Source organism: Flavobacterium sp. ASV13, from assembly GCF_000745775.1.
Lineage (GTDB): Bacteria > Bacteroidota > Bacteroidia > Flavobacteriales > Flavobacteriaceae > Flavobacterium.
Genome location: NZ_JQJY01000003.1, coordinates 262571 through 287894 on the forward strand (window position 1 = coordinate 262571; position 25324 = coordinate 287894).

Annotated in this window: 17 protein-coding genes; 9 read left to right on the top strand and 8 right to left on the bottom strand. The window is 32.1% G+C overall.

The genetic code is table 11. The features are described from left to right. Positions 1 to 82 precede the first annotated feature (82 nt). From GQ47_RS08400 to GQ47_RS08425, 5 genes are all read right to left on the bottom strand, one after another. A complete protein-coding gene (locus tag GQ47_RS08400) occupies positions 83 to 568 on the bottom strand; it encodes a hypothetical protein (protein WP_035647190.1) in 486 nt (161 codons plus the stop codon). Between the two features lie 1284 nt (positions 569 to 1852). After that, positions 1853 to 5602, bottom strand: coding sequence for a YobI family P-loop NTPase (locus GQ47_RS08410; RefSeq protein ID WP_035647195.1), 3750 nt, complete (start codon positions 5600 to 5602; stop codon positions 1853 to 1855). 282 nt (positions 5603 to 5884) lie between these two features. Next, complete coding sequence (locus GQ47_RS08415; protein ID WP_035647197.1) at positions 5885 to 6682, bottom strand: TatD family hydrolase; 798 nt, start codon at positions 6680 to 6682, stop codon at positions 5885 to 5887. 217 nt (positions 6683 to 6899) lie between these two features. Next, positions 6900 to 8321, bottom strand: a complete 1422-nt coding sequence (locus GQ47_RS08420) for an RtcB family protein (protein WP_035647200.1) — start codon at positions 8319 to 8321, stop codon at positions 6900 to 6902. Between the two features lie 745 nt (positions 8322 to 9066). Beyond that, positions 9067 to 10584, bottom strand: a complete 1518-nt coding sequence (locus GQ47_RS08425) for a TROVE domain-containing protein (protein ID WP_035647202.1) — start codon at positions 10582 to 10584, stop codon at positions 9067 to 9069. Positions 10585 to 10706: 122 nt separating this feature from the next. On the opposite strand from GQ47_RS08425, the gene GQ47_RS08430 reads away from it, so the two are divergent. The 9 genes from GQ47_RS08430 to GQ47_RS08470 all read left to right on the top strand — a co-directional run bounded on the left by GQ47_RS08430 (position 10707) and on the right by GQ47_RS08470 (position 23240). Then, on the top strand, positions 10707 to 11321 hold the full coding sequence (locus GQ47_RS08430) for an HD domain-containing protein (protein WP_035647206.1): 615 nt from the start codon (positions 10707 to 10709) through the stop codon (positions 11319 to 11321). A 204-nt stretch (positions 11322 to 11525) separates the two neighbouring features. Next, on the top strand, positions 11526 to 12563 hold the full coding sequence (locus GQ47_RS08435) for a helix-turn-helix transcriptional regulator (protein WP_035648103.1): 1038 nt from the start codon (positions 11526 to 11528) through the stop codon (positions 12561 to 12563). 221 nt (positions 12564 to 12784) lie between these two features. Beyond that, entirely contained in the window at positions 12785 to 13243 is a 459-nt protein-coding gene (locus tag GQ47_RS08440) for a MarR family winged helix-turn-helix transcriptional regulator (RefSeq protein ID WP_035647209.1), read from the top strand. A gap of 55 nt (positions 13244 to 13298) precedes the next feature. Then, positions 13299 to 15689: a 3-hydroxyacyl-CoA dehydrogenase/enoyl-CoA hydratase family protein gene (locus tag GQ47_RS08445; protein ID WP_035647212.1), complete on the top strand. Its 2391-nt coding sequence runs from the start codon at positions 13299 to 13301 to the stop codon at positions 15687 to 15689. A gap of 93 nt (positions 15690 to 15782) precedes the next feature. After that, positions 15783 to 16964: a thiolase family protein gene (locus GQ47_RS08450; RefSeq protein ID WP_035647215.1), complete on the top strand. Its 1182-nt coding sequence runs from the start codon at positions 15783 to 15785 to the stop codon at positions 16962 to 16964. Between the two features lie 151 nt (positions 16965 to 17115). Next, a complete protein-coding gene (locus GQ47_RS08455) occupies positions 17116 to 17466 on the top strand; it encodes a four helix bundle protein (RefSeq protein ID WP_035647217.1) in 351 nt (116 codons plus the stop codon). Positions 17467 to 17521: 55 nt separating this feature from the next. Continuing rightward, complete coding sequence (locus tag GQ47_RS08460) at positions 17522 to 19327, top strand: acyl-CoA dehydrogenase family protein (protein ID WP_035647219.1); 1806 nt, start codon at positions 17522 to 17524, stop codon at positions 19325 to 19327. Between the two features lie 223 nt (positions 19328 to 19550). Further along, the gene (locus GQ47_RS08465; protein ID WP_035647222.1) at positions 19551 to 20642 is read left to right on the top strand and encodes a glycoside hydrolase family 18 protein; all 1092 of its coding nucleotides are present in this window, start codon (positions 19551 to 19553) and stop codon (positions 20640 to 20642) included. Positions 20643 to 20732: 90 nt separating this feature from the next. Next, a complete protein-coding gene (locus tag GQ47_RS08470) occupies positions 20733 to 23240 on the top strand; it encodes a mechanosensitive ion channel family protein (protein ID WP_035647223.1) in 2508 nt (835 codons plus the stop codon). Positions 23241 to 23300: 60 nt separating this feature from the next. Here the strand turns inward: GQ47_RS08470 and GQ47_RS08475 are convergent, their stop codons facing one another. The 3 genes from GQ47_RS08475 to GQ47_RS08485 all read right to left on the bottom strand — a co-directional run bounded on the left by GQ47_RS08475 (position 23301) and on the right by GQ47_RS08485 (position 25317). Then, positions 23301 to 23786 carry a hypothetical protein gene (locus GQ47_RS08475; RefSeq protein ID WP_035647225.1) on the bottom strand — a complete coding sequence of 162 codons (486 nt, stop codon included), beginning with the start codon at positions 23784 to 23786 and terminating at the stop codon, positions 23301 to 23303. 83 nt (positions 23787 to 23869) lie between these two features. Then, positions 23870 to 24760 carry a transporter gene (locus GQ47_RS08480; RefSeq protein ID WP_035647227.1) on the bottom strand — a complete coding sequence of 297 codons (891 nt, stop codon included), beginning with the start codon at positions 24758 to 24760 and terminating at the stop codon, positions 23870 to 23872. Between the two features lie 35 nt (positions 24761 to 24795). Beyond that, positions 24796 to 25317: a DUF4251 domain-containing protein gene (locus tag GQ47_RS08485; RefSeq protein WP_035647229.1), complete on the bottom strand. Its 522-nt coding sequence runs from the start codon at positions 25315 to 25317 to the stop codon at positions 24796 to 24798. Between the last annotated feature and the right edge of the window lie 7 nt (positions 25318 to 25324).

Here is a 25324-nt window from a genome sequence, read left to right on the forward strand (position 1 = left end):
AAAATCCTTTTAATCTTTATAATCTGTGGCAAAAAAACTTTGTCTACTAGTCCCGATAGCTATCGGGATAGTGGCAAAAGCCCTAGAAAAAGAAACTTTTAAAATCTCGGAAGAAACTTCTTTTCTTAGACTTTTTTTCAGCGCTCTTCTTTTCAAAAATTGCTTTCGCTTTCTCAATTTTTTCGATTGGTTTTGCTTTCTCCGTTTTAGAATTTTCGTAAAACTTTTTGAAAGGACGCAATTCAAAATCAACCAAAATCGCAGCCATATTGATAGCGTCAATGTTTGACGGATCTGTTTCACCTTTAAAGAACGTTTCGATCGGTCTGAACTTATCTTTCTTCTCCTTAAACTTATTCTTTTTGGTGTGATCGAAATCTAAACCCAAAAGGTTACTGAAAACATTCAAATCTTCTTTTGTTGGGTTATTTTCGAAAATCAACCAGCACAAATCACGAAGTTTTCCACGAGAAGGTTGGTACAAATAATCAAAGTATTTCCCTTCTTTTTCGATTTCGTATTTTTTTCTAATTGCGTTTTTATATTGTTGTAATGTATTGTTTTGCATGGTATTTTGATTTTGTAATTCTTGGGAATCTCAGGAAATCGAAGGCTTTTCTAAGAAATCCAATATCACATAAGTTCAAAAGCACCATTGCTTTACCAGAGAAATATCTCTACATGATATATATAATTTTCCTAAAATTCACCTTTTCCTTCCATAGGTTAATAAGTTCTAAATCCATCTCTCTACTCGAGGCAAATGGCGACTCACTAAATTCCACTTTATCTGTTTGACCACTATAGTCTGACCTAAGTCCTATTTTTTGATTCATCCTTAAATTTTTTTTTAGTTTCTGAGAGACTAAGATGCTGAGATACTAAGTTTTTTCTTTTAGTACTCCGAACCTTTGTCACTTTGTTTCTTTGTTCCTTTGTTCCTTGCCTTTAAGGCATAAAAAAAGCACCCAATTAAAGGTGCTTCATAACAAATACGATATAACTATCCTATTGCTTATATTGATGCACCGACATGTAAAAGCTTTCACGATCCGAAATCGAGGCTGCTAATCCTGGGTTGTGTATGTATAATTTAAAACTCATTTTATTTATTTTTTATAATTGTTGTTGTTGTTTTATGAAACGCTATGTTTCAATTTTGTTTGGCAAAGATAGGATAGAAAAAATCATATTTCCAAATCTTTTTTAAGATTAATTTTCTGATTATCAATTAGTTATATTCAAAATTTAAACAAAGAAATTCCTGTCCGCAAACTGGTGCAGATCTTACCTTTACATCAAATGACTGTTACTCATCAGATTACTTTCCAAGACTATATCTTCCTATTTTTATTAATCATTAAACATTTTGGTCAATTATTTTTTTAGTTTTTTTTAGTTCTGGTTTGTTTTTCTATCATTTTAAGCCTCTTTCTTGTCATGTTGAACAAATTCAAATTGCTCTAAAACAAAAAAAGCGTCCTACAATGTGGACGCTTTTCTATTTTATGATGAGTTTGATTCTAAATCTTACATTTCAATTTCACAAAAAATACATACGCATCCTGAGCTTACAGCTGGAGAATCTCCGGCTAAAGTTTCAAAATTTTTGCTTATTGATAGTATCATTGTGTTTTTTTATGTTTTTAATTACAGATACAAATGTAGTATATTTTGTGATAATTTAACAAATATTAATAAAAATAAAATTTTTATAACAAATACTACGAGTTGATATTTGCAGGATTTATTGATGTAATTGTTCTCTGATTATTAAGGTTTGAATAATTTTCATCATGTGTACGAGCGGGACGCTCAGCCCAGCAGGGTATTTTAGCTCTATAAATTTCAATTAAAAGTTATTTAGCCAAACTCTTATTTTATTTTTATTATTTGATTTAGCCTCTCCTGCAATCTTTTTTGCTTGTAAAATTTCAATAAATTGCCAATTGATTTCATTCTCTTCAAAAAGTATTTGAGATTTAGAACGAATATCTTTATATGGTTTTTCCATTAAATCTTTTAAAATTAGAATCTCTTCTTTAGTCAGTTTATTGCCAACTGAATTTATTAGCTTAACTTTCATACTAGTTTCCAATTTATTAGAGAAAATATTTTTTAATCTATTAAAATTCAACCATAAATCGAAATTTTTAATCTTGTTTTTACTATTAATTAATAACTGAGAAACTTCGATTGCTAATTCTTCATTTAATAAATAGTCATCCAAAATTTGATCTTTGATAATATAATTCTTCAATTCTTCTTTAAGAGTAAAATCTTTTAAAAGCAGAATAAAATCCTCAACTTCTAATTCTTTTTTATATTTTTTATAAAAGTCTAGATAACTAGCCCAATTTCTTATTAACAATTTTATTTGTACTCCTGGATAAACTGATTTTATTTCCTTAAAGCTGTAAACATTGAGTGGAATTATATCGTATTGAATAAGTTTTTCAACTTTATCTTTACTAATTAATTTGTAATCAAATTCATCAGCTAATTTATACTGCTTTGGAATGCTTTTTTTCACAAAAACACTATATGCTTCTATTGTTAAACTATCATTACTTATTAATTTTAAAATAAATTCATTTTGTAATTCTTTTTCTTTATCAACTTTAATAACTGTTGAAGCTAAAATTAGGTAATTTTCATTCAGAAAAGTATTAAGAATTTCATTAAAAGAATTATCATAATTCCAGTAATAATCATATACATTTATCCAGCTTGCTTTTATTTTATTTTCTTTAACTAACAAATCACAGTCAATTAATTTGTCAATTTCATTAAAATCTAACAACTTATTTACTTGCTTTTGTAAAAATATAAGCTTTGTATCTTCTTCTACATTTATATTATTAAGAATATATAAAACATAAAGGGCAGTTTCATTTTGATCATATTCTAATTGTGAATAAATATTCCTAGCATATAAATTATAATTATCTAATTGTAAATATTTTATAATTTCATCAAGATTGTTTTCGTAAATATAAGTCAGATTCGATTTATTAAATCTTTCTAAATCAAATGAGGCACCCAACTTATATTCCATTACTGTTTTTAGATTGTTATATGTAATCTCATATCTATTATTTTCATAAACAATATCAAACAGTTTATTGAATTCATTATTAAAAGATAATAGTTCTCTAAATTTAACATCAAGAACTTCCTTACCTAAAATATTTTGAACTCTATCAAAAGAGTTTTGTTCATGAAAATCATGCAAAATACTAAAATCATTAGCTATGTATGAACTTAATTCTTTATTTTTATTTGTATATAATAAAGTGGCGTCATCAGCAACACTTAATAATATATATAATATCCGCTTTTTGTCCTCATCAATAAAATTAGGATCTTTTTCTATAGTGTTCCAAAACTTATCCCAACTTTTGGCTAACTCAGTTATAAATACTTTACTTTGATTTCCTTCATATATAAAATAACTCAAAAAATCCCAAATTCTTCTACTATTCCAATTTGCAATTGTATCTAATAGAGCTTGAAATTTCTCTTGATAATTTAATTTAAAGGCTGTTATATGACTTACTAAATCAACGTTTAAAATTCGATCATTCTTAAAATTATTGAGAGGCAATTCTTCTATTATGTCATCAAGATTTGATAATTCATAATCAAAAGATTTAGGCTCGCTTATTCTCGAAATAATATTAATTTTAAATTTTTGATCTGTTTCGTTTATTCCTCCCTTTTGAAAGATCGAAATATATTCTTTATAATGTTCGTCAATATATCCATTTAATAATAAAAAAATCAATAGTGGATCATTGTAGATTCTGTCTTTTTCTTCTATAGAGATTTCCTCATAAAAACTATCAAGTTCTTTTTTTAATTTTTCTTTTGATAAATCTTTATTTTCAAGTATTTCCTTTAATGTCCAATTATTTAAATCATTTTGATTATCTCGATTCTCCTTGATTTCATCTTCTTTTTCAAGAATTCTTTTATCGAGATTTAATATCAAATCATGCTTTTCAGAGTACAAATAACCAGTATTGACATCAATATCATTAAGTTTTAAACCTGTTGGATGATCGGAAGCATTGTTAAAGTATCTTATTTCGTTATCATAGAATTTATTTAAATCTAAACCATTATTAATGATAATTTTAAAAGTTTTACGTTCAGAATTATACATCAATCCTCTAATAGATGAATCATTGATATGTTCTTTAATATGATACAAATAAATTGTATTCAAATCACTTATTTTCTTAATATTATCATTCTTTATATTTTTTATTTCTTCTTTAATTAAATTTACTTTTTCCTTTAAATCAACTAAAGAGTTTTTAATTAATAGTTCCTTATTAAAAAACATTAAATCAATATTACTTTTACTAACATGTAATCTTGAAAAATCTTTCGGTCTTAAATTTTTATAAATTATGAGAGCTAATAACTTTTCGGGGCTTAATTCTTCTTTTTCTAGTTTTTGCTGTTCTTTATATACTATGAATTCATTAATAATGTTTTTGAGAGTTCTATTATCAGTTATAAAGGAAGAAACTGTATTTATAAATTCTTTCGTAGGTTTGTTAAAAATATCCTTCCCCACAAAAATTTTATCTAATTTCTCATTCAAAACATTTTTTGAATTACTATAATTAACAAACGGTATAGCTGGAATAATTAAATCAAAAAATTTTGTTCTATCTAATTCATTTAAAAAAAGATCATCTTTTATAGCGTACAAAAAGGTAACTTTACGAGGATCATTAGGTTTAATATTGCACAAATAGGAATTAAGAATAAAATTAATCTCCCTTAGTGTCCTATATATTTCTGTAGTATTAAATCTATCTAAATCTTCTATAACAACAATATCAATTGAAATTTTTTCAAAAAAATATAAAATTTCATCAATATGCTTGTTTAGTAAATCTTTACTTTCTGCCTTATTTCCAAATTCAGCATCTTTTAGACTAATTTTATTTATTCTCAAATTTTTTAATAGCTCAATAAAAATTTGACCTATAACAGACATTGATGCAAGAGATAGAACTATTAAAATAAAACAACTAAAATTAAAATCATCTGTTAACTTCCAATTATTAGGATTCAATTGATAACTGTAAAAACTCAATAACAAGTACGATGATATTATAAGTAATAAAAATGCAGTTACTTTAATCCAGTTTTTAGGATCCAATACATTTAATTCACTAATTCGACTTATTCTCGATTCTGGTAATTTTTCTGCTTTTTGGCTGTAAATAATTTGTTGCAGGATATTTAGTTGAATTTGATCTTTAAATGTATCATATTCATTGGTTTCATTAAATGATGCAAGTGAAATATTTAAAATTTCCAAATCAGGATACTGAGATTTGAAAGATTTTATTATTGTACTTTTACCAGAACCATATACACCTGATAATGCAAGATTTTTAACATCTTCATTATCAATTGCATTTTTTAAATGCCTCAAATATTTTTTAACTTTCGGATCATCCTTTTTATCTAAAGGAGAAAGAATTTCTAATTCAATTTCTTTCTTTTGATCATCATTCATTATTTCAGAAGAATTTTCATCTTCTTCAATATTTTGATTTACGTTTTGATCTATCATAAGTACATTTGATTTTTTACTTTATAATCCCAAAAACTTTTAAAAAGTAATAATATTTTTTGTTTAAAATTTAGCCTCTCTGTTTCATTTCATTTTTGTATTTTCTTTATTCATTAATAAAGATTAAAGATGCACAAAAATTCATAAACACCTTACGATTTTCCATAATAAAAACAATCATTTAAGTTATTGCTACTCTCCAAATATATACAAACAAAAAGCCTTCAAACCAAGTACAAACACCTGATTTTAAAGCCAACAAATAATCTTTCTAATTAAAACCTAAATCCCAAAAAAGCTTTTAGAATTCCTAGTCGTTTCCTCTGCCACTTTAGCTAAAGTAATCCCTTTAAACTGTGCAATTGTTCCGGCTACATACGGCAGAAAAGCAGGTTCGCAACGACGTTCGTGATATTTCTTTAAGAGACTGTTCGGGACATTTTTAGGAAGCATAAACGGCGCATCAGTTTCAATCATCATTCGGTCTAGCGGTACGTACTGAATGACTTCTTTTAAAGGACTGAAACGTTTGGCATCTGAAATCGCTCCCGTAAAACCCAAATAAAATCCGTTATCGAGATAGGTTTTGGCTTCCTGCATCGTGCCCGTAAAACAATGCACAACGGCTTTGGGCAATTGCGGTAAATAGTCTTTGGTAATATTCATAAAAGAATTGAAAGCGCTTCTTTCGTGCAAAAACAAAGGTTTCTGAACTTCAATCGCCAATTCTAATTGGGCTTTATAACATTCTTCCTGTTTGTTTCGGGGCGAAAAGTCACGATCAAAATCGAGTCCGCATTCGCCAACCGAAACTACGTATTTCAGTTCTAATAATTTCCTGAGTTTCGAAATACTCTGCGCATCAAAACTTTTCGCATCATGCGGATGTATTCCCGCCGTAACGTACAACACGCCCGGATACTGTCTCGCAATCTTCGCCGATTCTTCGCTATTTCGTACGCTGGTGCCTGTGAGTATCATTTGCGATACATCGGCATCGAGCGCGTCTTGTACGACATCGTCTATGTCGTTTTGGAATTGTTTGTTGGTCAAATTAATTCCGATATCTATATAAGTCATATTTTTAAAGTTACAAAGGCTCAAAGGGACAGAGGGACAAAGGTTTCTTCTCTTTGAGTCTTTTTGTTATTTTTTTAAGATTTTTAGAAGAAAGAAGCAAGAGACAAGACTTTTCAATCTTTCTTCTTGGCTCTTGTATCTTCTTTTCTAAATATTCAAAGAAGCAAGAAAGAAATCTCAAAAATCTTGCTTCTTGCCTCTTGCTTCTTGTTTCTTCTTAGTCCTCTCGGCTTCCGTCATCTGCCATTCTAACCAATTTTGGAGTAAACTTCGCTACAACATCAACCAAATCCTGTTGTGCTTCCATCACCTGATGGATATCTTTATACGCCATTGGAGCTTCGTCCAGACCTGCTCCGATAAGCGTAACGCCATGATCTTTCAGGATCGATTTCATCTCGGTTGGTGTGATGTTTTTTATCGCTTGGGTTCTGCTCATTTGTCTTCCTGCTCCATGCGAAGCCGAATTAATGGCGTTCTCCTCGCCTTTTCCTCTCACCAAAAATCCCGGTGCGGTCATACTTCCCGGAATGATTCCCATAACGCCTTTTCCGGCTGGGGTTGCTCCTTTTCTATGTACGATCACTTCTTCGCCATTCCAGATTTCTTTCCAGGCAAAATTATGATGGTTTTCGACTTTGGCTAAAATCGTCGCACCCAAAGCGCGTTCCATTTTGTTATGGATAATCTCGTGACAAGCCGAAGCATAATCTCCCGCCAAATTCATCGCCATCCAGTATTCCTGACCCAATTGCGAATTCATATCTAAATACGCTAAGTTTTTTGCCACTTCTGGAAGTTTACATTCGTCTTTGGCGATTTTAGTATAATGTCCCGCAATTGTGGCTCCCATTCCGCGTGAACCGGAATGCGTTAACAAAGCGACGTATTTTCCTTTTGGGATATTCAAAACGGCATCGTCTTGCGCAAATTCCATGATTCCGAATTCCACAAAGTGATTTCCACCACCCGAAGATCCTAATTGCGACCAGGCTTTATCTTTCAAATTCTTCACAAACGGATTCATATTGAAAGTCTCATTCTCCAAAACCGCATGATCTGATTTGTATTGACCGTGAAATCCGTGACCTGCTCCAAAAATGGAATTCGCAATTAATTCTTTTTTGAATTTGGCTTCGTTTTCAAAGTAAAAATCTTCTGGAATATCATAAACTGATAATGCCATTCTACATCCAATATCAACTCCAACACCATACGGAATAATAGCATTTTTTGTAGCAAGAACTCCGCCAATCGGTAATCCGTAACCTTGGTGCGCGTCTGGCATTAAAGCTCCGGCAACCGTAACAGGAAGTTTCATGGCGACTTCCATTTGTTTTCTGGCTCCGTCTTCGATATGATCTAATCCATAAGCCGAATACGCATTTGGTTTTTCATTTAAAGCAATGAAATCTTCTGGCTTTTCATTCGATTTTTCGATCAAAGCCACAGCCAGTTTGCTGAAGATTTTATCTTCTATATAGTTTTCTGGAGTTTCTAAGACATTTTTGAAATTGGTAATCATTTCGTCTCTTGTGAATCCGTTTCTTTTGCTGTTTATTTTTAATGCGATTCCAATTATTTTTCCTTCTGGGAATCCTAATTCTAATATATCTGTACCGTTTATTTGTGTTTTCATTTTTTTTCTTTTTTTAAGATTATAGAATAAAGAGAATAGAAAATAGACTTATCCAAAGCCTCAAAATCTATATTCTATTCTCTTTATTCTATAATCTAATTTCTATACTCTAATTTCTTTTTTAATTAATAATTTTAAAAGAGGTAACATTTAGGAATGGTTTAAATTTCTTTGGAACGAAGGAACCATTTCCTGACGACACTCTTTTTTTAAGAGTAATATTCTATAAGCGACTTTTAGGATTCGAACCTAATATTATCATGCCACGAAGTAGCGCTTTATAGACGGCATCTTATTTTTTGAAAAAGCAATACTTTATAAGAGTTAATATTCAATCTAAACGAAGTAGCTCTTATACACGACATTTTTCAGTTTTAAAAAGAAGTAAAAAGCAATAAGAGAAACGGGGCTTGTCTTGCCAGAGTCGAACTGGATAACCTTGCTGATTTTACAACTTCGCTATTCCTCCCCTAAATGGTGACGAAGTAACTCTTATTTACGACATTCTTTTTTTATTTTTAAAACAAGGCAACTGGCAATAAGTGACATATCCTGCTCTAACCACTGAGCTACATTTCTGTAATTAAACAGAATTGGTGGGGATCGAACCCACGTCCCGGGCGTTATCAATGCGAAGTAACACTTATCTACGACACTTGTTTTTTATTCTATTTTCAATGAACTTATTTCTTTTACAAATATTCAAATCATACTGCGCAATTATTTTGCGCAGAAGATTCTTTTTTTACAATTCTATTCGGTTAATGTAATTCAAAGCGCTGTTTTTATCCTCTAAAACATTTAAAACATCAAATACTTTATCAGACCAGCCGGCTATTAAATATACATCGTTTTTTTCGATGTTTATTGGCGACTGACCGTAACCTGCCAAATCGAACAAATACAATTTTGCATTTGGAGCGATCTTTTTGTATCGGTTCCAGGAGTTTGCAAATGAGTCTTTTGTGTAAGCATTGTTCCACATTTGAACATCTGTAAACAACATTACTTTGTCTACAATTTCTTTTCGACTTATTAAATCTTCCAAAACCAAATGACCATTTGTAGCGTAACCCACTTCACCTTCACGTTTGTAATATTCATTGACATTTGCCAATATACTTCGTTTTGGCATATTGATTATTTTCCAACGATCACCAAACATACCGCTTACCACATTTTTACAACGGCTTTGCATCAACATACCCAACATTAAACCGATATCATAAAGCAATACTTTACTTTTTAGCGAAATTGGCTGTTGCATTGAACCTGAAACGTCACAAGCGATTACAACTGATGTGTTTACATCAAAACCTTTTATGTTTTGTGAACTGATTGTAACGGCATCTTCCAAAGCATCTAAAACCATTGAAGTGAATTTAAAATTCAAATCTTTCAGTTCACGATAAGCAGATAAAAATCGGAATGGCAATTGTTTGGAGTTTACGACTGCTTTTTCGTTAGAAAGATAATCGCATACTTTCAACATATGAAAACCTGAAACATTCGCTTCTAAGATATTTCGTAAGTTACGCAACAAAGCCATGTAACCTATTTTACCGCTGTCGATTAATTCTTCCCATTTTTGAGTGAATGCTTTTTGTTTTTCAAATTCATTACCAAACTTTATTTGACCTAATTGCGACAACTCCGTTTCCCAAGTATATGGCGTTTGCAAAGTGTTACTCGCAACTTTATTAAAGATTGCTTGCTGTGCTTCGTCTTTTGCTTTCGGGTGAACCAAAAACAATGCGTCTTTTAATTTAACCGCGCCATCGCGATTGTATTTTGCCAATTGGTATTCATCAAATTTATTGAAGGAAACTGCCAAACCTTTTTGTATTTGTTTTGACAAACGGTTTAATTTTTTAATACCATTACGTTCGTTTGCCATTTGGTAATACGCTAACAATTCTGTTATCTCGTCTGCACGCTGAATTACGTGTGTTATCATTTTACTGATTAATGAATCGCCAGAATAAATCTTAGCCAATTCTACAACCAAAACCAATGGCACAGAACGCATATGCATTTCGTTACGGGCATAAACCGCCAGCTTTGCCACAAATTCCGGATTACATTTTTTGATTAAGCTTTGTATTCTTTCTAAACGAGCTTTATCCTTTTCATAAAACGAAGCATTCAAACTTGTAGTTACAACTGCTGCATACAATTCATATTCTGATGTTAAAGAAAAAGCTGGAGCATTTTCATGATTAACTATATTGTTTTTCTCTTTTGCTAAAAAATTGAATTTCATAATTTCTGGTTTTTAAAATTAGACAATGGTTATTGTTTTATTTCTTGAGCAAAGATTTCGGAACTACTGCGCAATTATTTTGCGCAGTAAAAAAAGAATTTTAAATTTGAGTAAAAAACAAGATGAATTTAAAAGAAATCTATTCTGAATTACTCTCAAAAATTGGCTTTTCAGCAAATGAAATTCAGCAAAAATGGAAAGATTTAGAAAAGGCATATTCAGGAAAATCAAGGCATTATCATAATCTTAACCATTTAAAAGAAATGATTGAGAGCTTTGAAATCTATCGGGACAAACTTGAAAACCCAAACGAAATATTATTTTCTATTTTTTATCATGATTTTGTTTATTCGGCTTCTAAAAAAGATAATGAACTCAAAAGTGCCGAATATGCTTTGACTATTTTAACTGAGAATATTGATCTAAATAAACAATTGGTTTTTGATGCAATCTGTGCCACACAGCAACATCAGCAAAATGTAATAGAAGATATTAATTGGTTAATCGATTTTGATTTGAAAATCCTTGCTAAAGATTGGGAAGATTATAAAATCTATTTCGAACAAATTCGAAAAGAGTATCGCATTTATCCTGATTTTCTATACAAACCTGGAAGAGCAAAAGCTTTAAAACACTTTCTGGAAAATGAATTTATTTTTCAAACCGAGGAATTTAGGAGTTTATATGAGGAGAAAGCGAGAATTAATATTGAAAAAGAAATTTCATTTTTAATATAAAGTATATCTGTAGAGACGCACTGCAGTGCGTCTCTACGGGAAATTGTAACGAAAATAAAAATCATTGAAAACAAGATTTCATTATTAACGTAAATGCGTGAGGGATTGAAGTGGAGCTCTTTTTTAAGGCGATTTTTCTTCGCCTTAAAAAAAAGCGGGAACGTAAAGCCCGGCCCGGAGGGACACGCCCAAAAAAACATTCTTATGTCACAAAATAAAAATGCCTTAATTCGGTACAAGACAATCGATAAATGTCTGCAGAATAAATACCGGCAATGGACTCTTGAAGATTTAATTGAATGTTGTTCTGAAGCTTTATTTGAATATGAAGGACGACAAAATCCAATTAGCAAGCGAACGATTCAGATGGATATTCAGTTGATGCGAAGTGAAAAACTTGGTTATAATGCGCCGATCGTTGTTTACGACAAAAAGTATTATAAGTATGAAGACGAAGATTTTTCGATAACGGATATTCCATTGACGGAAACAGATATGAATGTTTTGACCGAAACGGTTTCGATGTTGAAACAGTTTAAAGACTTTTCTCTTTTTAATGATGTATCCGATATTCTACAGCGATTGGAGGACAAAATCTACGCCGAAAAATCGCACACAAAGCCAGTAATCTATTTGGATAAAAACGAAAATTTAAAAGGCTTACATTATTTAGATGAAATTTATCAGGCGATTATTAAAAAGGTTGTACTTATAATTACCTATAAATCTTTTAAATCGCGAGAAGAAACCAAATTCCATTTTCATCCTTTTATATTAAAGGAATTTAATAATCGCTGGTTCTTGATTGGTAAAACCAAAAGTTCACAACCCATTACCAATTTAGCACTTGATCGTATAATGGGTATTGATTATGATTTTAATGTTCAATATCTCGAAGAAGATTTTGATGCCGAGTCCTATTATAAAGACATCATTGGTGTGACCGTTAATGCAGGTTTAAAACCCAGACCCATTGAACTTTTGATTGATGCCAGTAATGCGCCTTATGTGCTCACAAAACCCTTGCATCCATCACAACGACTGATTATGGAAAATGAAGATAAAAGCATCATTGTGCATTTATTTATTTCGCCCAATTATGAAATGGAACGCCTTTTATTAGGTTTTGGAGATTCTATTGAAATTCTCCGACCTGAAAACTTGCGAAACAGAATGAAAAAGATTCTGCAGAATGCATTGTGCAAATACGAAACAGAGCATAAAACAGATTTAAACGCATAATTTTTTAAATAATACCGAATTAAAACGCGTTTTAAAATCAAAAAAGTTTTTTTACCGCATGAATTTTGTTAAAATTTCAAAAAAGAATAGTATATTTCAGTTAAAATTTAACCATAAAACCCTAGAAACCAAAGGCATTTTTTAATTAACCAAAAATTTATTTAAAAATAATATGCATGCATAGTATTTTTTAATTATATTTGAAATCGATATAGTTACCTATGAAAGATAAAACGATAGATTATATTTTGAGAGCGACATGGCAAGCTGTTTCAAGAATGTATAATGAAGAAGCTGCAAAATACGATGCCACAATGGCGACAGGATTTGCACTTTTAAGCATGGACAAGGAAGAAGGAACACCATCGACCGCTTTAGGCCCAAGAATGGGAATGGAAGCCACAAGCTTAACCAGAACGCTCAAATCTATGGAAGAAAAAGGTTTAATTGTTCGCAAGAAAAACCCAAGTGACGGCCGAGGTGTTTTAATTTACCTGACCGAATTTGGAAAAGAAAAAAGAGATTTATCTAAAAATACCGTTCTAAAATTTAATGAGACCGTTAGAAAACATGTATCAGACGAAAAGCTGAAACATTTTATCGAAGTTTCTGAAATTATAAACGAACTGATTCACGATAAAAACATATTTAATCAAACAGAAAATACAGAAAATGAATAGTATTTCTTTTCAGGAGATAATTCAGATTCTAGCTTACAAAACAAATTAACAAACTATGAAACGCACAATTAAAAAAGTTGCTGTAATTGGATCCGGAATTATGGGTTCAGGAATAGCTTGCCATTTTGCCAATATTGGTGTTGAAGTTTTACTTCTTGACATCGTACCGCGCGAATTGACCGAGGCTGAAGCTAAAAAAGGATTAACTCTTGAAAGTAAAGCTGTTCGCAACCGAGTGGTAAATGAGCACTTGGCGAATTCATTAAAATCGAAACCATCTCCTATTTACAGTCAAAAATTTGCAAACCGAATCACAACTGGAAATACGACAGACGATATGGCAAAAATTGCTAATGTTGACTGGATTATCGAGGTTGTTGTAGAGCGTTTAGACATTAAGAAATTAGTTTTTGAACAAATCGAGAAATTCCGTAAACCGGGAACTTTAGTTACATCTAATACTTCTGGTATTCCAATTCATTTTATGAGTGAAGGAAGAAGCGAAGATTTTCAACAACACTTTTGCGGAACACACTTTTTTAACCCTGCGCGTTACTTAAAATTATTTGAAATTATTCCTGGTCCAAAAACTTCAACTGAAGTATTGGATTTCTTAAACGAATACGGATCTAAATTCTTAGGAAAAACATCTGTTGTTGCTAAAGATACTCCGGCGTTTATTGGAAACAGAATTGGTATTTACGGAATCCAGAGTTTATTCCATTTAGTTAAAGAAATGGGATTAACTATCGAAGAAGTTGATAAATTGACTGGTCCGGTTATTGGTCGTCCAAAATCGGCTACTTTCCGTACTGTTGACGTTGTTGGTTTGGATACTTTGGTACACGTTGCTAACGGTATTTACGAAAACTGCCCGAACGACGAACAACACGAATTGTTCAAACTTCCAGATTTCATCAACAAAATGATGGAGAATAATTGGTTAGGAAGCAAAACCGGACAAGGTTTCTACAAAAAAGTAGATAAAGATATTCTTTCTCTTGACTTAAATACATTAGAATACCGTGCTGCAAAAAAAGCAAATTTTGCAACTCTTGAGTTGACAAAAACTATCGATAAACCAATCAATCGTTTTAAAGTTTTAGTAAAAGGAACAGATAAAGCGGGAGAATTCTACCGTAAGAGTTTCGCTGGAATGTTTGCTTATGTGTCAAACAGAGTTCCTGAAATCTCAGACGAATTATACAAAATTGATGATGCCATGAAAGCTGGTTTTGGATGGGAAAATGGTCCATTCGAAATCTGGGATGCTATTGGTGTTGCCAAAGGAATTGAAATCATGAAAGCTGAAGGTTTAGCGCCTGCTGCATGGGTTACTGAAATGTTGGCTTCTGGAAGTGACAGTTTCTATACTGTAAAAGAAGGAGCTACTTATTTCTATAATATTCCAACAAAATCTCAAGTAAAAGTTCCTGGACAAGATTCATTCATTATTCTAAACAACATTCGCGAAAGCAAAAAAGTTTGGAGCAATAGTGGTGCAATTATTCAGGATTTAGGAGACGGAATCTTAAACTTAGAATTCCAATCTAAAATGAATACAATTGGTGGTGACGTTCTTGCTGCAATCAATAAAGCAATCGACTTATCTGAAAAAGAATATCAAGGTTTAGTTATTGGAAACCAGGCAGCGAATTTCTCTGTTGGGGCTAATATCGGAATGATTTTCATGATGGCGGTTGAACAGGAATACGATGAATTGAACATGGCAATTAAATTGTTCCAAGACACCATGATGCGTGTTCGTTACTCTTCTATTCCAGTAGTAGTTGCACCTCACGGAATGACTTTTGGTGGTGGATGCGAAATGAGCTTACACGCTGATAAAGTGGTTGCTGCTGCAGAAACGTACATGGGATTAGTTGAATTTGGTGTTGGTGTAATTCCTGGTGGTGGTGGTTCTAAAGAAATGACTTTAAGAGCTTCAGATTTATTCCGCAAAAACGATGTGGAATTGAATGTTCTTCAAGAGTATTTCTTGACAATCGCAATGGCTAAAGTTTCGACTTCTGGTTATGAAGCTTTTGACACTGGACTTTTACAGCACGGAAAAGACGTTATTGTAGTAAACAAAGATCGTCAGATTGCTGAAGCTAAAAAACATGCATTGTTAATGGCGGAAGCTGGTTACACACAACCAATCAGAAGAACTGATGTGAAAGTATTAGGAAAACAAGCTTTAGGTATGTTCTTAGTTGGAACAGATCAAATGGAAGCTGGAAAATACATTTCTGAGCACGACAAGAAAATCGCTAACAAACTGGCTTATGTAATGGCTGGAGGTGATTTATCTGAAGCAACTTTAGTATCTGAACAATATTTATTAGATATCGAACGTGAAGCTTTCTTGAGTTTATGTACAGAAAGAAAAACTCTGGAGCGTATTCAATATATGTTAACTAAAGGAAAACCGCTTCGTAACTAGAAAATAGAACAAAGAGAATAGAATATAGATTTAAGACTTTGTAAAGTCTATTTTCTATACTCTATCTTCTATACTCTTAAAAAACAAAAACAAATGAAAACAGCATATATAGTAAAAGCATATAGAACAGCAGTTGGAAAAGCTCCAAAAGGTGTTTTTAGATTTAAAAGACCTGATGAATTAGCTGCAGAAACGATCCAATTTATGATGGATGAACTGCCTGATTTTGATAAAAAACGCATCGACGACGTTATGGTAGGAAATGCCATGCCGGAAGCAGAACAAGGTTTAAACGTTGGACGTTTGATCTCTTTAATGGGACTAAAAGTGGAAGATGTTCCTGGAGTTACGGTTAACCGTTACTGCGCATCTGGATTAGAAACTATCGGAATGGCGACTGCTAAAATCCAATCAGGAATGGCAGATTGTATCATCGCTGGTGGTGCAGAAAGTATGAGTTTTATTCCGATGGGAGGTTACAAACCAACTCCGGATTATAAAGTTGCCGCTGCAGGTCACGAAGATTACTATTGGGGAATGGGTTTAACTGCTGAAGCGGTGGCTAACCAATACAAAATCTCAAGAGAAGATCAGGATGAGTTTGCTTATAACTCTCATATGAAAGCGTTGAAAGCGCAAGCAGAAGGAAAATTTGACAAACAAATCGTTCCAATTACTGTTGAGCAGACTTTCATCAATGAAAATGGTAAAAAAGAAACTAAATCATACGTTGTAAATAAAGACGAAGGTCCAAGAGCTGGAACTTCTAAAGAAGCTTTAGCAGGTTTAAAACCAGTTTTCGCTGCTGACGGAAGTGTAACTGCTGGTAACTCTTCTCAAATGAGTGACGGTGCTGCATTCGTTTTAATCATGAGCGAAGAAATGGTAAAAGAATTAAACCTTGAGCCAATCGCACGTTTAGTAAACTTTGCTTCTTCCGGTGTTGAGCCAAGAATCATGGGTATTGGTCCTGTAAAAGCAATTCCGAAAGCTTTGAAACAAGCGGGATTAACATTAAACGATATCGAATTAATCGAATTAAACGAGGCTTTTGCTTCACAGGCTTTAGCAGTTACTCGTGAGTTAAACATTAATCCGGAAATCGTAAACGTAAACGGTGGAGCTATCTCTTTAGGACACCCTCTGGGTTGTACAGGTGCTAAACTTTCTGTTCAGTTATTCGACGAAATGAAACGCAGAGGTAACAAATACGGAATCGTTTCGATGTGTGTGGGAACTGGACAAGGAAGTGCTGGTATTTACGAGGTTCTTTAAAAAGAGAATAGAACATAGAATATAGAGAATAGATGTTTTCTTTGAGAATAAAGAGATATACTTTTTTAGAATAATAAAATGTTCTAAAAACAAATAAAATAGTAATAATCCTACTTTTTTATTTTAATTTCTTAAATTGACTCAAAAAAATATGAGACATAATTATAAGAACTTAAAGATTTGGAAGATCGGAATTTCAATTGCTAATGAAATTTCAGATGTATTAATAGAATTTCCTAAACACGAACGATACGATTTGAGCTCTCAAATAAGCAGATGTTCAGTTTCGATGCCTAGTAATATTGCGGAAGGATCTTCAAGAACCGATAAGTCTTTTAGTCATTTTATAGACATTTCTCTTGGTTCTTCATTTGAACTAGTTACACAATTATTGATTGCTAAACATAGAAAATATATAAACGAGATACAATTTAACCAATTAGAAATTAAAATAGAAGAATTCCAAAGAATGACAATGAGTTTCCAAAACGGGCTAAAGTAAAAGTCTATTTTCTATACTCTATTTTCTATTTTCTTTCATAAAAAACAAAAACAAAATGGCAGATACAATCGAAAAAAACGTGACTCGTGGTGGTCAGTTTTTAGTTAAAGAAACAAAATGCGAAGATATCTTTACACCAGAAGATTTCTCTGAAGAGCAGTTAATGATGCGTGACTCTGTAAAAGAGTTCGTTGACAAAGAATTATGGGCGCACAAAGATCGTTTTGAGAAAAAAGATTACGCTTATACAGAATCATCTATGCGTAAAGCAGGTGAACTTGGACTTCTTGGAGTTGCAGTTCCAGAAGAATACGGCGGATTAGGAATGGGATTTGTTTCTACAATGTTAGTTTGTGACTACATTTCTGGAGCAACTGGCTCTTTCTCAACTGCTTTTGGTGCGCATACAGGAATTGGAACTATGCCAATTACACTTTACGGATCTGAAGAACAAAAGAAAAAATACGTTCCGAAATTGGCTTCTGGAGAATGGTTTGGAGCTTATTGTTTAACTGAGCCAGGCGCAGGATCTGATGCTAACTCAGGAAAAACAAAAGCTGTTTTATCTGAAGACGGAACTCATTATTTAATTACAGGACAAAAAATGTGGATTTCGAATGCAGGTTTCTGCAGCGTTTTCATCGTTTTTGCTCGTATTGGAGATGATAAAAACATTACAGGTTTCATCGTAGAAAACGATCCTTCAAACGGAATTTCTATGAATGAGGAAGAGCATAAATTAGGAATCCGTGCTTCTTCTACTCGTCAGGTTTTCTTCAACGACACAAAAGTTCCTGTTGAAAACATGTTGTCTGAAAGAGGAAACGGTTTCAAAATCGCAATGAACGCTTTAAACGTTGGTCGTATTAAATTGGCTGCTGCATGTTTAGATGCTCAAAGAAGAGTTACTTCTGGAGCTGTTAAATATGCTAACGAAAGAATTCAGTTCAATACTTCTATTTCATCTTTTGGGGCTATCCGTTCTAAATTAGCTGAAATGGCAACTAACGCTTACGCTGGAGAAAGTGCTTCTTACCGTGCTGCAAAAGACATCGAAGACAGAATCGCTGCTCGTGAAGCTGAAGGAACAAGCCATCAAGAAGCAGAATTGAAAGGTGTTGAAGAATATGCTATTGAGTGTTCTATCTTGAAAGTAGCAGTTTCTGAAGACGTTCAATCTTGTTCTGATGAAGGTATCCAAATTTTTGGTGGAATGGGATTCTCTGAAGATACTCCAATGGAAAGTGCTTGGAGAGATGCGCGTATCGCTCGTATCTACGAAGGAACGAACGAAATCAACAGAATGCTTTCTGTAGGTATGTTGATCAAAAAAGCAATGAAAGGTCACGTTGATTTACTTGGACCAGCAATGAAAGTTCAGGAAGAATTAATGGGAATTCCATCTTTTGATACTCCAGATTTCTCTGAATTATTTGCTGAAGAAAAAGTAATCGTTGCTAACCTGAAAAAAGTATTCTTGATGGTTGCTGGTAGCGCTGTTCAAAAATATGGTCCTGAATTAGATGCTCACCAACAATTATTGATGGCTGCTTCTGATATCTTAATCGAAATCTATATGGCTGAAAGCACAATCTTGAGAACTGAAAAATTAGCAAAAACTCAAGGCGAAGATAAAGTTCAGGAGCAAATTGCTATGGCAAAATTATACTTATACAAAGCGGTAGATATCGTAAACTTAAGAGGAAAAGAAGGAATTGCTTCTTTCTCTGAAGGTGACGAACAACGTATGATGTTAATGGGATTAAAACGTTTTACAAAATACACTAACTTACCAAATGTTGTAGCGTTAAGAGAAAAAATCGCAGCAAAATTAGTAGCAGAAGATACTTACTGCTTCTAATGTAAAAATAGTTTTTAGCTTTTAATTTGTTTAAACCCGCACAAGTCCGAAACTGTGCGGGTTTAATTTTTTTATAACAGTTGCAAAAGACAAATTGCGTCGCAATATTTTTGCAACTATTTGCAAAATATTCGTTAAAATCAACTTTTGCAGACCTATAAAATGATTAAATATTGAATGTATTGCTTTATATTTAACATTCTAAAACTTCAAAAAATAAAAAATGAAACAAATTAACCTAATTGCATTTTTATTTCTCTGCGTTTTTTCTATTTCAACTTTTGCTCAGAAAAATAAAAAATTGGACATTATCGCTTATTATACAGGCGATTCCAAATTAATTGACGAATACGAAGTCAATAAACTAAATCAGATTATCTTTAGTTTCTGTCATTTAAAAGATGGAAAATTGAGCGTCGATTCTCCTAAAGATTCTATTACAATCAAACATTTGGTTACGCTTAAAGCAAAAAATCCACAACTAAAAATTATTCTTTCACTTGGTGGCTGGGGCGGTTGTGAGCCTTGTTCTGCTGCTTTTTCTACAGCTGAAGGGAGATTAAAATTTGCAAAATCAGTAAAAGAAGTTAGCGATTATTTTAAAGTTGACGGATTAGATTTAGACTGGGAATATCCAGCAATAGAAGGACTTCCGGGACATTTGTATCAAGCAGTAGACAAACCAAATTTTACTGAATTACTTAAAATTCTTCGTTCTACTTTAGGAAAAAAATATGAATTGAGTTTTGCTGCAGGCGGTTTTCAAAAATACTTAGATGAATCTATTGATTGGAAAGCCGTAACTCCATTAGTAAATCGCATTAATATTATGAGTTATGATTTAGTAAATGGCTATTCTAAAGTTACTGGACATCACACACCTCTGTATAGCACAAATCCAAAAGAAGAATCTACGGACAGAGCAGTTACTTATTTATTAAATCAAGGAATTCCTGCTGAAAAATTAATTATTGGAGGCGCATTTTATACCAGAACTTGGAAAAATGTAGAAAACGTAAATAATGGCTTGTATCAATCTGGTGAACATACCGAAGGAGTTCAATTTAAAAATTCCTCAACTTTCTATACTGAAGCAAATGGCTGGAAATATTTTTGGGATGATAAAGCAAAAGCGCCATATTGGTATAATGAAAAAGAAAAAGTTTTTGCAACCGGAGATGATTTAGCTTCAATAAAAGCTAAAACGGAATATGTAAAAACTAAAAAATTAGGCGGAATTATGTTTTGGGAACTTCCTCTGGACAAAACCCGTGACGGAATGGTAAATGCCATTTATGAAGTTAAAAGCAAATAATTAAATCATAAAAGAGTAACCTGAAAAAAGATTTTTTCAGGTTATTTTTTTTTGTAGTATTTTTGATATAACTCTCAAAAACAAACTGTTATGAAATTTTATACTATTATAGCAAATAGTCTTATTTATAAAATTGAAAAACGACAGTTCTTAATTTCAAAAACATTTACGACTCTATTTTTCTTTCTTTTTCAATTTTATGTATCGTATTCTCAAAATCAAACATCTGCTGATTCTGCAAAATCAGAAGATAAAAATTCCAAATACAATAAAATTGAAAACTTATTAAAACTAGATGAAGAAAAAAGCAATACACTTTTCAAGGAAAATCAAATAAGCAGAGAGCGCGCAGAATTATTTGATGCCATTTCTAAAAACATCCAAAAAGCAGATCTTACCTTAAAAACCGGAATTGATTATAAAGGTTTTACTTCAGAATTAGATTATGTCATTAAGCTCAAAAAAACAGCAATTGATGGTATTATCAAAAACAAAAATGATTTTCAGACACTTAGAAACATTACCGTTACATCAATAATGCTGAAAGAACTTCAGACAAGAGTAGAAATTCAGCTTGCAAAAATCAATAAGAATAGATTAGAATTGAGTGAAATGCAAAGTATAATTGACTCTTTAAACATAAAAAAATCTCTTTTTACGCTTCCAAAAGATTCCCTTAGAAAAACATTGTATTATGAAAGATATTCACAGATGAATTCGGATGTTGGACAACTCAACAAACGATTTAAGGACGCATTAGACAGCATCAGTAAACTTCAAATTATTGGAAGCCGATTTAAATATGACCTTCAAAATGATATTATAGAAACAGATAATATCAGAAAAAATGAATTCCAAAACCTGTTGAATTCTGATGGAGAAATTTTTAATACAAATGAAGGCAATAATTCTTTTATCGGAGCCTTCTTTTATTCATTGACCAAGGTATTAATCATTCTGTTGTTTTTCATTACAAACCATTTTAATGCAATTATTTTAATGCTTTTGGCAACTTTCTGTTTAATAATCTATTTACTGTTTTTAAAAAATAAATATATAAAAGAAGGTTTATATGATACTATAAATTTATCAAAACAAATTTTCGTACATCCCGTCAGCTGTGCTATATTAGTTTCGTTTACCGTATTTAATTTTCTATTTATTTTTCCGCCATTTGCCTTTACATCAATAATTTGGCTAATTTCGGCTATCGCACTAACCGTGGTAAACAGAGAACATTTTTGCAAAAAAGAAAAATTTGTTTGGAAAATTTATGTTCTTCTAATTCTTCTTGGTTTATACGACAACAATATTTTAATTCACTCTGTAACTGAAGTTTATTTCATTCTGTTTATTGCAGCTGCTTCTGCACTATTCAGCACTTACAATCTAAAAAAGAATAAAGAAATTCTAAATCCTTTTTTCAAGTACAGCCTTATTGTTATGATTATTTGCGAATTAGGCTCTATATTTTTCATTCTATTTGACAGCAATTATAATTTGGGGAAATTATTAATGATCAACGGAATTATTACGATTCTAATGTACTATCTCTTTACGAATACCTATCGTTTAATTCTTGACATTATTAAGTATTCTAATTTTTTGAAGGAGACAAATGAAGGAAAAACATTGGAAGCAAACGAACTTGAAACCATTCATTACAGCCCTTTAATCAATACTTTATTTATAATTGGCTGGTTCATTTCAATTGTAAAAAACTCTTACTTTTTTCATGCAATCCTGGATCCAATTATTAGTTTTTTTAACGAACCAAGAACGATCGGAGACATTAATTACTCGTATCAGAGTATAATCGTTTTCTTTTTCATTATTACAACTTCTGTGCTTATTGCTAAAATTGTTTCCTTTTTAACGAGCAGTTCTTCAAATTCATTTAGTACTAATCGAAAAAATCGGTTTGGAAGCTGGATTCTTCTTATTCAAATTGCAATTTTCAGTATTGGCATCAGCTTAGCATTTATATCTTCGGGAATTCCTGTTGATCGTTTGACTATCATTATTAGTGCCTTAGGAGTTGGAATTGGATTTGGACTCCAGACTTTAGTCAACAATTTGGTAAGCGGACTTATTATTGCTTTTGAAAAACCTGTAAATATAAATGATACAATTGAAATTGGAGGACAAACCGTAACAATGAAATCTATCGGAATTCGGAGCAGCGTTGTGGCTACTTTTGATGGTGCCGATGTAATTATTCCGAATGGCGATTTATTAAACCAACATTTAACAAACTGGACCTTATCAAATAATAAAAAAAGAACTGATATTACGATTGGTGTTGCATACGGAACAAATCTGGAAGAAGCAAAAACAATATTAGAAGAGATCCTAAAAAGTCATGATTTAGTATTAGAAAATCCTGCACCAATAATTTGGTTTAAAGATTTTAATACAAGTGCAATTGACATTGTGATCAAGTTTTGGGTAAGTCATATCAACTTCGCAAATGATGTAAAGAGCGATTTGATTATTTCTATCGATAAAAACTTTAGGGAAAACAATATTGAAATTCCTTTTCCGCAACAGGATATTCACATTATAAAAAAAGAGAATAAAGAATCCGAAAAAGAATAAAAAAACGGCAACCGTTTATTAACTGTTGCCGTTTTTCTATTTTATAAATTATAAAAAAGTTTACTGAACTTTTGTCTTATCTAATTCTCCAATAAACGGAATTGCTTCTAAAATCTCACTTCTTATAATCGTTTGAAGATAAACCTCAAGCTGAATAAATTTCGCTGCATTTATAGCACCAATTGCTTTTTTAGCCTGACCATAGGTTTTCTCATATAGTTTTTCGTATGCAATATGATTTTTCAATGTCCCTTTTGCCAATTCATCTGCTTTGGCATCAGTTAAAGTTGCATAATTAGCTGCATAATCATTGATAAGCTGAAATTTATTCTGTCCTAAAGCTTTGCGTTGTGTTTCGTAATTGTCGTAAACTTTCGTAAAAGCAACTGACTGTTCATCAGATAAATTCATGTATTGTTTCACCAAATCACTTTTCGATTTTCCGTACACACTTTGTAAAACTTCCACATCTTCTTTGAAGGAAGATTGCGCATTAACTGAAAACGTGGCAATTGCCATAATAAAAATAAGACTTAACTTTTTCATAGTTTTGATTTTTAATTTGTTCTTAAATAATTATGCACTATTAAATATACTGATTTTAAATATTTTTACATTTAATTTCTATTTTAGAAAAAAGAATACTGATAGACGGCTGATAAAGCATAATAATCCAAACCATTATTGGTAAAAGCCCCAACATGATATTGAAACCTAATAGATTGTCCTTTTGCTATAGGTGTCGAAAATGTACCTCCTACTCTCCAGTTATCAATTTGGCTGGCTTCAGGAACTCCATCGATTATTGTTTTTCCGCCAAAGAACCAAGTCGTATTAAAACCAACCCACATCTGATTTTTAAAATAATAACTAGCATGTGCCTGTAAACTATAAGTTGGTTTTTGCTCCATTTTTTTTCCTAAAAAATCATTATTGTCGGTATAAAACCAAACGCCTCCATAAGCCTCTGCATATACATGAGCGAACCGTTTTGAAATACCAATTTCAGGTTTTATTCCCCATCGGTTTGTACCGATATTAACTCTCTTATCGTCATAATATCTTCCTGTCGGAATTGAAGTTACCAGACTCACCCCTAAAATTGTTTTTTGCTGAAAAGCCCTAAACTCACTTTTATCAAGAGCAGGAGAACCTAGCAAGTTAACACCAAAGCGCACTTTTGTGTCGGCAAAACCAGTTCTTGAACCTGTCACTAAATCACCCGCTACTAATGCAGAACCATCCATAAAAGTAAACGGGAGGGAAACCTGTATTCGTGCCAGTTTATTTGCCAAACCAAAAGTCCTGATATAACTCGCCGCAATATTATGACTCTGAATTTTAAAATCAGAAATAGGCAGAGACGGCTCAGTTACTACATTTCCGTCCATAAATACATATCCGAACGCCGCTACATTTAGTTTTTTGGGAACATTGGCATAAGCTCTTGGCTCTAAGTCCTGTCCATAACATAAAATCGAAAACAAAAATAAAGTCACACAGAAGTATTTTTTTGGCATAAATAAAAGAATTGGCAATAAAACAATTAAACATATTAATTTTTAACTTCTTTTGTCTTAGGTGCTTCTACTTCACCATCATAAGAAATTGGCGCTCTGTTATTGCTGGTTACTGACAGAGAAGCACCTCCATTAAAAAAAACATTCAACAAAAGATCATACACATCATTTTTGCCTTTCACTGTCGCTCTTACAGTATATTTTTTCTTTGCTTTTTCAATTCTAATATTTTCAGGAACACCTTCAAATTTGATTCCGCCATCGCCTCCATACGCTACATTATAAGCTCGTCCAAAAAAGGGAAGGTCGCAAGTCGTATTAGTTTCATTAAATTTTAGAAAATAGGTATTGTAATCAAGATTCAAAAGTCTTCCGCCTTGTGGCGTAGCTTTTTGCGCTTCAAAAACAAAATTTTTAGAATCTATTAAAGCTTCGATTTCTTTTTGTTTTTTCAATTCTTGTTCAGCTTTAAGTTCTTTTTTAGTTTTTTCCTGAGCAAATGCCGGAAAACTAAAAAAGCTAACGAACACTAATAAAATGGATAATTTAACTGACATAAAATAA